Genomic DNA, 8,171 nt, shown 5'->3' on the forward strand with positions numbered 1-8,171 from the left:
GTCACCTCGGTTCCTGTGATGCCCAGCCCATGGCAATGCCGATGTCGGCGGACTTCAGGGCCGGGGCGTCATTGACGCCGTCTCCTGTCATGGCAACGACATTGCCCTGCGCCTGCAACGCATCGATTACCTGACGCTGTTGTGCGAGGACACGCGCGCGTAGACGGATGTGGAGCCGGTGACGGCACGCAGCCCCGCATCGTCGAGTTCATCGAGCTGGGCTCCAGTCAGTGCCTTGTCCCCCGGTTCGCAATTACCCAGATCGCTGGCAATCCGGGCGGCGGTTACGGGGTGGTCACCGGTGATCATCGCCACGCGGATGCCTGCACGACGGGCCTCCGCCACGGCAGCCGCCGCTTCGGCACGGGGCTGGCCAATAATGCCGGCGACGCCCAGATAGACGAGGGCGTTCTCATCCGCTTCGTCGATCACGTCCGCTTCGTGACGGTCTTGCTCCCCGTACCGGCGGTAGGCCACGCCCAGGGCGCGGAAGGCCTGCGCCGACAGAGCCTCGACGTCGGCCAGGGCCTTGCTGCGCAGCGCCCCATCCAGCGGGACAATGTCCGCCCCCACCTGCATCCGTACAGGGCCCCAGGAGGACATCGGGGGCACCTTTGGTGACCAGGGCGAGTTCGTCGAACTCCTTGTGGCGCGCCAGCGCTGACATCAGCTTCCGTTCTGAGGTGAACGGGATTTCGCCCTGCCGTTCGAACTCCCCGACGCGTTCGGTAACCCCCGCCAGCTTCCGGGCAGCAACCAGGAATGCAGCTTCCGTCGGGTCGCCCTGGATCTGCCACTGGCCGTCGTGTTCTATCAGCTGTGCATCATTGACGAATGAGCCACCCGCCAGGACCATGCGGGCCTCCTGCAGTACCACCGGATCGCTGGCTTCACGGGTTCCTTGCAGAATCTGGCCTTCGGGCCGGTACCCGGCGCCGGTGAGCTCGATCTGCCCCGATGCGGTGACGATCCGGCCGATCGTCATCTCGTTGCTTGTCAATGTTCCGGTCTTGTTCGAGGCGATGACCGAGGCGGAGCCAAAGGTTTCCACCGAGTGGAGTTCCTTCACGACCGCATTGCATCTGGCCATCCGCTGGACACCGATGGCCAACACGACCGACAAGATGGCCGGGAGCCCCTCGGGCACCGCGGCCACCGCCAGCGAGACACCCAGCAGCAGCACGGTGACCAGATCCGCCAGCGACGAAACCTCGTTGATGAGCACGATGGTCACCATCACCAGAACCGCGATGACTATCACCGTGATGCCCAGCAGTTTGCTGACCCCCGCGATTTCCTTCTGTAGCGGCGTCGGCTCGGACTCGGTCCGTTCCTGCATGCCCGCAATGGCGCCCACTTCGGTTTCATGGCCGTCCCGGTGACGACCGCGCGGCCGCGACCCATCCGAAGTTGACCTGCTGCCCAAGGAAAGTCATCTCCCGATCCGGCGTTGAAGGGGCTTTGGACCCCCCCTCCATGATCCGGACAGAACAACAGCCGGGGCCGAAGGAGCCGGATCCCGTCACCAACCTCCGTGGGTAAATGCAACTAGGGCGGAAGACACATACGAAGGGGGCTGTTTTTAGGCCATACTGACGGCATGAACGCTGCGGCGGGAAAGCCGGACCGGATTCTCCTTGTAATCGTGTCCGCGATAGCCCTGTTGGTGATCGTCGCGCTGGCGGTCGTTTTCACCCGCGGGGAGCCAGAAGTTCTGGACGAGTCGACACCCCAGGGAGTCGTCCAGCGGTACAGCACCGCCGTCATCGAAGGCGATATGGCCACAGCCAGTTCCTACCTCACGGAAGCGGCCAGTTCCTTGTGCCGCGGTTACCAGGAAAGCGGCCCGCCGCCCACCCGGGTTGTCTTGATCTCGACCACCGAGAGGGACAACACGGCAGTCGTGAGAGTCTCGGTTGTCGGTTCATGTCCTGGCGGCCCGTTCGGACCATCCGAGTACGAGATGGAGGACCGCTTCTCCCTTGTGAAGACCGAAGGCAGATGGCTGGTCGACCAGGCACCGTACCAGCTTCTATCCTGCGCAGGATCGTCCGTGAAACCATGAACTCCCAGGTTTCGACGACGTGGTCAGCGGCACGTTCCGCCCAACTCACCCTCCGCCGCCTGATCCTCTACGTACTGCTGTTCGCCTTGGTGGTGATCGCGGCAATAGGGCTAAGCGGCCTTTTGGAGCGCCTGTTCAGCACGGGAGCAGTGCTGGTATCCACTGATGTGGCCGGACTTGCCCGCTCCCTTGCCTTCACGCTGATCGGAGGGCCGCTCGCGGCCCTCCTGTGGTGGGTTGTCTGGAAAAGGCTCGACGACGGCGCGGAGCGCGTCTCAGCGGGGTGGGGCCTCTACCTTGCCGCCGTCTACGCGGTCTCCCTGATCGTCTTCGTCACGGCCCTCCTGGGGATGGCGGCATCCTTTATCGGCCAGCTGGAACCCCAGTGGTATTCGCCTTTGTCCGTTGGGCTTGTCTGGGCCGGAGTATGGTTCTGGCACCGCTGGATGTGGCGGCACGCCGTCAAGCATCCCGTTAATCTCGACGACGTCCCTGCCGTCATCGGTTCGGTTTTCGGGTTGCTGGTGGGAGCGATTGCCGCCATCACCGCCTTGGGTAGCTTGCTCGACGTCGCGATCCGGGGCTACACCAGCCTGACCCCGGGTACGGAGGCGTGGTGGCAGTCCGTGCTCCGGGCCCTGGTTTGGGCAGGCGGCGGAATTTTCGTGTGGTGGTGGCACTGGTTCAGGGGCGGCGGACGCAAACTGGAGACCGCCCTGGTGGATGTGGCGCTGATTGGTGTGGGGATCTTCGCTGCGGGCATCACAGCGCTCGGTAGCGCCGGCGTCGTGGGTTTTGTGCTCCTGAGAACGGCATTCGACCGGGGTGACCCGATAAGCGAGCTGCTGGCCCCGCTGGCTCCGGCTCTCGCCGGTGCTACCATCGGCGCCTTGGTGTGGCGCTATCACCGCGTCAGCGGGGCTCACCGTTCTGTTGCCACCCGGCGTGCGAGCCAGCTGGTGACATCAGGGGTTGCCCTGGCGGCAGCGGCCTCCGGCATTGGCTTGGTCATCAATGCAGCGCTTGCCATGGCGGTTTCACCCCTTGCGGGGAGCGGCACGCGCACCCTCCTGCTGGGTGGTATCAGTTCCCTCGTTGTGGGAGGTCCGGCCTGGTGGCAGGCCTGGAAGCCGACAGGGCAACCGCAAACCGCGGATGCCATTCCTCCCGGCAGGCGCGTCTACCTCATTGTGTTCTTCGGCATTAGTGCCGTGGTGGCGCTCATCGCCCTTCTGGTGATTGGATACCGGCTCTTCGAGTTCCTCCTAGGTGATGTGACTGGAGGCAGCGTCCTGGAACGTATCCGCGCGCCGCTCGGGCTCCTGGTAGCCGCCGGATTCGTTGCCGCGTATCACTTTGCCCTGTGGCGGCGCGAGCACGCCCTCCTGGCGGCGGCATCCCCGGCCAAGGCGCACACCATCGAACAGGTCACCTTGGTGACCGCCTCCTTCCCGGAGCCATTGTCCAAAGCCATCACCGACGCGACCGGCGCCAAAGTCGCCGTGTGGACGCGTGCCGACGCGGAACGCGAAGCGCTGCCGGCGGAAGGCGACCCGTCGGAGGAACCTGAGCTGGTCCGGCGGGTGCTCGACGCACTTTCCGGTGTCACGGCCAAGCGCGTTCTGCTGGTGGTCGGTCCGACTACCGGCCAGGGGACTCCGATCGAGGTAATTCCCCTGGAAACAACATGAAAGTGGAATCAACCAGCCGTGGTACCGGTCCGCCGCGTTCCTGATCATGGCGTGGGTGACCGGCGCGGCCGCCGCTCTGGGCGCCGGCGCGTGGTTGACAGTGCGGGCGGTGACCAGACCACTACCGGGCTCTCGAACCGGGTCCATGCCCTGACACCGAAGGCGTTGAGCCGCAGATCGAACCTCAAGCTTGTACGGGAGTATGTAGACGCGGCCGCCGAACTGGACGCCCTTGACGACGTCATTGCCGACAGCAATGCGTTGTTGAACCGCTCGTACGCCTGGCCCAGTGCATGGGACCGCCAACTCTCGCCGTTCCGGAGCGACCTCGCCGGTCTGGAACAGCTGCTCAGCAAACGCCACGGTCAAGGTGACGCTGCCACTGCAGCGGCCTCAGCACCGGCGTCGGCAGTGTCAGCACAGGCAGGGGCGGCGGCGGAACCACAAATTGGAAGCAGCGGGGGAAGCTTTTCAGGCTCCGGCAGTTCCTCAAGTTTCCAGGTGACTTTTGGCCCTAGAGGTCCGCCTTCCGACACCGCAGGCTGGAGGCAGCAAGCAGGCATACGAAGGGAAGCGGTTATGGAGGAGTCAACATTGCAGGATGCCAGATTCGTTGTGGGGGTGGACGGATCGGAGGCCTCGGTGGAAGCCCTCCGGCAGGCCCAGCGGCTGGCTGTCCCGGTTGGTGCCAAAGTGCTGGCCACCGTTTTCTGGGATGATCCGCAGGTTTACGCAGGATATGTGGCAATGGGCATAGACCGCTTCGAGGAGCGTGTGGAGATGATCCTCAACGAAGCCATGGAACAGGCCTTCGGGCAGGAGATTCCGCCGAACGTCATTCCACGCGTCGTCCGGGGGCACCCCAGGGACTCACTTATAGACGCCAGCCGCCACGCGGACATGATCGTTGTTGGCAGGCGCGGCCACGGAGGATTCGGAGGCCTCCTTCTGGGGTCCGTCAGCTCAGCCTGTGTGGCCCACGCGCACTGCCCCGTCCTAGTTGTTCATAGCCCCGACACAGACAAAAAGGAAGACCAGCCGTGAGAACGTCTAAACCGATCGCGGTCGCCACCAACGACTCTCCGCAAAGCCAGGCAGCCGTGAAGTGGGCTGCACACCGGGCTGCCCGCGCCGGCCTGCCGCTGATCATTCTGCACGCTGTTGACGACCGTTGGGTGGCCGAACCCATCCCGTGGACCGCGATGCTGGTGGAGAAGGGCGAAGAACTGCTGGAAGCCGCTGCCGGGCGCGTAAGGGGCACCGTCCCGATTGAGATCACCACGAAACTCCTGGAAGGCAGCGTCGCCGGCGCGCTGGGTAAGTACTCCACCAAGGCGTCCATGCTTGTGGTGGGCTCCGGCGGCACCCATTTGGGTGGTTCGCTCACCGATCGGGCCCTGCAGGTCGCCGCCGCGGCGAAGTGTCCCGTCGCCGTCGTCGGAATGCATGACCTTGAAGGCCGAAGCGGAGTACTGGTGGGCGTGGACGGTTCGGAAGAAGCCACCCAGGCCGTTGCGTTCGCTGCAGCGGAGGCAGACAGGGAGGGCCAGGAGCTTACGGTGCTGTACGCCTTCAGCGGCCCCAACCGCTGGGTCAAGGCCGGCCTGCCGACCAGCAGCCTTGCCGAACTGATTGAGGAAGAGGAGCAGATCGTTCTGTCCGAAGCGGTGGCCGGGCTCCGCGAGGATTACCCGGACCTTGTGGTGCACAAGATTCTGGAAAGCGAAAAGGAACCGGCGGAGGCGCTGGTGCAGGCCGCGGCAGCCGCGCGGCTGCTCGTGGTGGGAAGCCGCGGCCGGGGCGGGTTCAAACGGCTGCTGCTCGGTTCCACGGCCCACGCGGTTCTGACGCATCTGCCCTGCCCTGCCGTGATCACCCCTATCCAACGCAGGAAGCACAAGTAGGAGGAGCCCCAGCATGCAAGGCAACGGCTCAGGACCGGAAACAGAAGTCCTCGACATACATGACTGCTGGAAATACCTCCGTTCGGCTTCGGTCTGCCGGGTCGCCGTAACAACGGCTGGCGGGCCCGAAATTTTCCCCGTGAACTACGTCCCCGACTATGGGACAGTCGTCTTCCGTACGGGCCCGGGTACCAAACTGGATGCGGTGCTTGCTGAAAGTCCGGTCGCGCTGGAAGCCGACGGCCTGAATAGCTACGGAACCATCGCATGGAGCGTCATCATCAAGGGGACTGCCAAGGTTGTGGGCACGCAGGAGGATTTCCGGGAAGCAGCCGACGCCGGGCTGTCACCCTGGGAGGCGGGAAGCAAGGACCACCTGGTGCGTGTAACGCCCACGGAGGTCAGCGGCCGTCGGTTTGTCATCAATCCCCCGTCCGGCTGGTGGCCACCGCTGGACTCAGCACGGAAATAAACGTCCCGGCGACAGGGGAAGTCACGCCAGGTTTAGCCTTGATCCACCGATCCGCCTGGGCGGATGAGCTGAATTCGGTTTCGGCTCGTTGTGCGGGCGAAGGGCGTGCTGGGGTGCCGGGCCTCGCTGCCCCTTGAGTGTTCCACTGGTTGTTCTGGTCGCGCCGTGCGGCTGGGTTGACGGGGGTCAGGCAGGTCGCGGCGGCGGGTAGAGGTGGTCGGACAAGGCCTGCCATGGTGTTTTCCAGGGCCAGGCTTCGGGCAGGTGAAGACGGATCCGTCGGGCGCTGGTGGCGATCCTGGCCGGGACGTGGATGAGTTTGCGGCGGATCGTTCCGGTGCGGGCCTTGCCGAAGGGCCCGGCCGCGAGGATCCCGGCGGCGCGGGTGAGGTTGTAGGCCATGACCGCGGCGACGAGCCAGGCTGAGTTCGCCGCGAAAACACCTGAAGGCAGGTGCGCCAGGGAGCTGTCCTTAAGGTCGGCGTTGACCTGCTCGATAATGGCGTGTTTCCGGTGGGTTTTGTCGGCCGCGACGGTGTCCAGAACTTCGGCGTCCACGGTGGTGAAGAACGCGTGGTGCCGGTGCGTGTCGAACAGGGTTTCCTGCCCGTCGGCGGTTTTCGGGTTCAGTTCCGGGATGCGGCGCACGACCAGCCGACCGGTGATCTGCTCGGCCTTTCTGCGGGAGGAGAACGCGGTGAACACGGTCTCGGCGACCTCGGCCTTGGAGACCCAGGTGCTGGCGGCCTCGTCGAAGACCGCGTCGGTGTATTCGATCGTTTCCCATGCCGTGTCCGGGATCCCGGCGATGGCGCGTTTGACGGCCGGGTCCATGCGCGCGGTCACCGAGACCTCCGCCCCGCCGGCCAGGGCCGCGGAAACCGCGGCATGGCCGTAGAAGGCCGAATCGAAACGGCAGAGCACCCGCCCGCCGACGTGGACGCGCTTGAGGGTGGACAGGGCGTCGGTGATCAGACGGTTGGCGCCGCGGGCCGAGTTCGCCGCACCCTTGCGCAGCCGCTGGGCGGCGATCACCGGGGCGGTGTCCTTCGTCGAGGCTATGGCCAGCAGCGCGTTCAGGCCGCGGACCCCGGAGTACCCGTAGCCGGAGCCCTGCTTGGAATAGCCGTGGACCTCGATGATCGTGTCGTCGACATCCACGAACACGAAGTCACTGGCGGCGGGTGCTCCCAGCAGCGGGGCCCGGGTCCCCAGGTTGGCCAGGAAGCGGGACGCGACCGCGTCCAGCTGCCGCACGTGCCCGAACGTGAAGGACCGCAGAAACGAACCCAGCGTCGAGGGCGCGTAACAGGCGCTGAAGAGCCGCTTCATCCCGCCGTGGCGCAGCAAGGCCGTGTCCTCGATCGAATCGGCGCCGGCGACCATCCCGGCGACCAGGGACGCGACCTTCAGCCCGGCGTTCGCGCCCTTGTCCGTCGGGACCGACAGCCACTCATCGGCGAGCCCATGCAGGCCGGCGTCTCGGGCCAGCGTCATCACCGGGAGCAGCCCGGCAGCCGACACGAGGTTCGGCTCATCAAAGGAAACTGACACAGCGGACGGCTTATGCGAAACTTGCACTTACGAGATGCCTCTCTTTTCGGTGGTCAATGGGTTCTAGACAAGCTCCATTTTCCTTGAAAAGGCGAGTTCCAGTGATCGATGCAACACCCCCTGAAAACCGGGAGTTGCAACACCCTTGGAATCACCACTGAAAGACCGTTCTTCCTTAACGGAAAAATCGCCCCAGAGGAAGAAGCCTGTTCCGTCGGGCACGCCGGCTCTGAAGCGTCCTTATCGGCGTTACTCCGCGTCCGATCGGGCCGAATTCTTCTTGGCCTTGGAACGTCTGGGAAGCGTTCCGCGGGCCGCCCGGGAATTAGGATTCAACCTCAGTACCTGCCATGCCTGGGCGGGACCCTCCGGCAGGAAATCTGGCTCTCCTGACTCTTCCGTGGGTTAATTTCGGCCCGGGAGCATTGGTTTGGGACCGCCGAGGCTGAGCATGGCCAACGCGATGAGTGCGTCTGGGGATTTGA

At 64.9% G+C, this 8,171-nt stretch carries 9 protein-coding genes and 1 pseudogene; 6 read left to right on the top strand and 4 right to left on the bottom strand.

What is annotated here, in order from left to right; all coding sequences use genetic code 11:
* Position 1: 1 nt before the first annotated feature.
* The 3 genes from ACX80M_RS18475 to ACX80M_RS18485 are packed head-to-tail and all read right to left on the bottom strand — an operon-like array spanning position 2 to position 1,357.
* The gene (locus ACX80M_RS18475) at positions 2–91 is read right to left on the bottom strand and encodes a hypothetical protein (RefSeq protein WP_374209957.1); all 90 of its coding nucleotides are present in this window, start codon (positions 89–91) and stop codon (positions 2–4) included.
* Positions 92–126: 35 nt separating this feature from the next.
* A complete protein-coding gene (locus ACX80M_RS18480; protein WP_252603596.1) occupies positions 127–432 on the bottom strand; it encodes an HAD family hydrolase in 306 nt (101 codons plus the stop codon).
* The gene (locus ACX80M_RS18485; protein ID WP_459310127.1) at positions 413–1,357 is read right to left on the bottom strand and encodes an HAD-IC family P-type ATPase; all 945 of its coding nucleotides are present in this window, start codon (positions 1,355–1,357) and stop codon (positions 413–415) included. The genes ACX80M_RS18480 and ACX80M_RS18485 overlap by 20 nt, the downstream gene beginning before the upstream one ends.
* 243 nt (positions 1,358–1,600) lie before the next feature.
* On the opposite strand from ACX80M_RS18485, the gene ACX80M_RS18490 reads away from it, so the two are divergent.
* The 6 genes and pseudogenes from ACX80M_RS18490 (at position 1,601) to ACX80M_RS18515 (ending at position 6,132) form a co-directional block, all read left to right on the top strand.
* On the top strand, positions 1,601–2,065 hold the full coding sequence (locus ACX80M_RS18490; RefSeq protein ID WP_459310128.1) for a hypothetical protein: 465 nt from the start codon (positions 1,601–1,603) through the stop codon (positions 2,063–2,065).
* Complete coding sequence (locus tag ACX80M_RS18495; protein WP_252615002.1) at positions 2,062–3,756, top strand: DUF5671 domain-containing protein; 1,695 nt, start codon at positions 2,062–2,064, stop codon at positions 3,754–3,756. The genes ACX80M_RS18490 and ACX80M_RS18495 overlap by 4 nt, the downstream gene beginning before the upstream one ends.
* 90 nt (positions 3,757–3,846) lie before the next feature.
* Positions 3,847–4,101 (top strand): annotated as a pseudogene (locus ACX80M_RS18500) (DUF5129 domain-containing protein); the annotation flags it as partial.
* Positions 4,102–4,335: 234 nt separating this feature from the next.
* On the top strand, positions 4,336–4,800 hold the full coding sequence (locus ACX80M_RS18505) for a universal stress protein (protein WP_252603618.1): 465 nt from the start codon (positions 4,336–4,338) through the stop codon (positions 4,798–4,800).
* On the top strand, positions 4,797–5,660 hold the full coding sequence (locus tag ACX80M_RS18510; protein ID WP_459310129.1) for a universal stress protein: 864 nt from the start codon (positions 4,797–4,799) through the stop codon (positions 5,658–5,660). The genes ACX80M_RS18505 and ACX80M_RS18510 overlap by 4 nt, the downstream gene beginning before the upstream one ends.
* Before the next feature lie 13 nt (positions 5,661–5,673).
* Positions 5,674–6,132, top strand: coding sequence for a pyridoxamine 5'-phosphate oxidase family protein (locus ACX80M_RS18515; RefSeq protein ID WP_459310130.1), 459 nt, complete (start codon positions 5,674–5,676; stop codon positions 6,130–6,132).
* A 186-nt stretch (positions 6,133–6,318) separates the two neighbouring features.
* Here ACX80M_RS18515 and ACX80M_RS18520 read toward each other — a convergent pair whose 3' ends face one another.
* Positions 6,319–7,713 carry an IS1380 family transposase gene (locus ACX80M_RS18520; protein WP_459310131.1) on the bottom strand — a complete coding sequence of 465 codons (1,395 nt, stop codon included), beginning with the start codon at positions 7,711–7,713 and terminating at the stop codon, positions 6,319–6,321.
* Positions 7,714–8,171 lie beyond the last annotated feature (458 nt).

The organism is Pseudarthrobacter sp. MDT1-22 (genome assembly GCF_054511035.1).

Bases quoted from the DNA above. Each gene is read 5' to 3' on its own strand.
- ACX80M_RS18475 (WP_374209957.1), bottom strand. From the start codon at position 91: ATGACAGGAGACGGCGTCAATGACGCCCCGGCCCTGAAGTCCGCCGAC.
- ACX80M_RS18490 (WP_459310128.1), top strand. From the start codon at position 1,601: ATGAACGCTGCGGCGGGAAAGCCGGACCGGATTCTCCTTGTAATCGTG.
- ACX80M_RS18495 (WP_252615002.1), top strand. From the start codon at position 2,062: ATGAACTCCCAGGTTTCGACGACGTGGTCAGCGGCACGTTCCGCCCAA.
- ACX80M_RS18505 (WP_252603618.1), top strand. From the start codon at position 4,336: ATGGAGGAGTCAACATTGCAGGATGCCAGATTCGTTGTGGGGGTGGAC.
- ACX80M_RS18515 (WP_459310130.1), top strand. From the start codon at position 5,674: ATGCAAGGCAACGGCTCAGGACCGGAAACAGAAGTCCTCGACATACAT.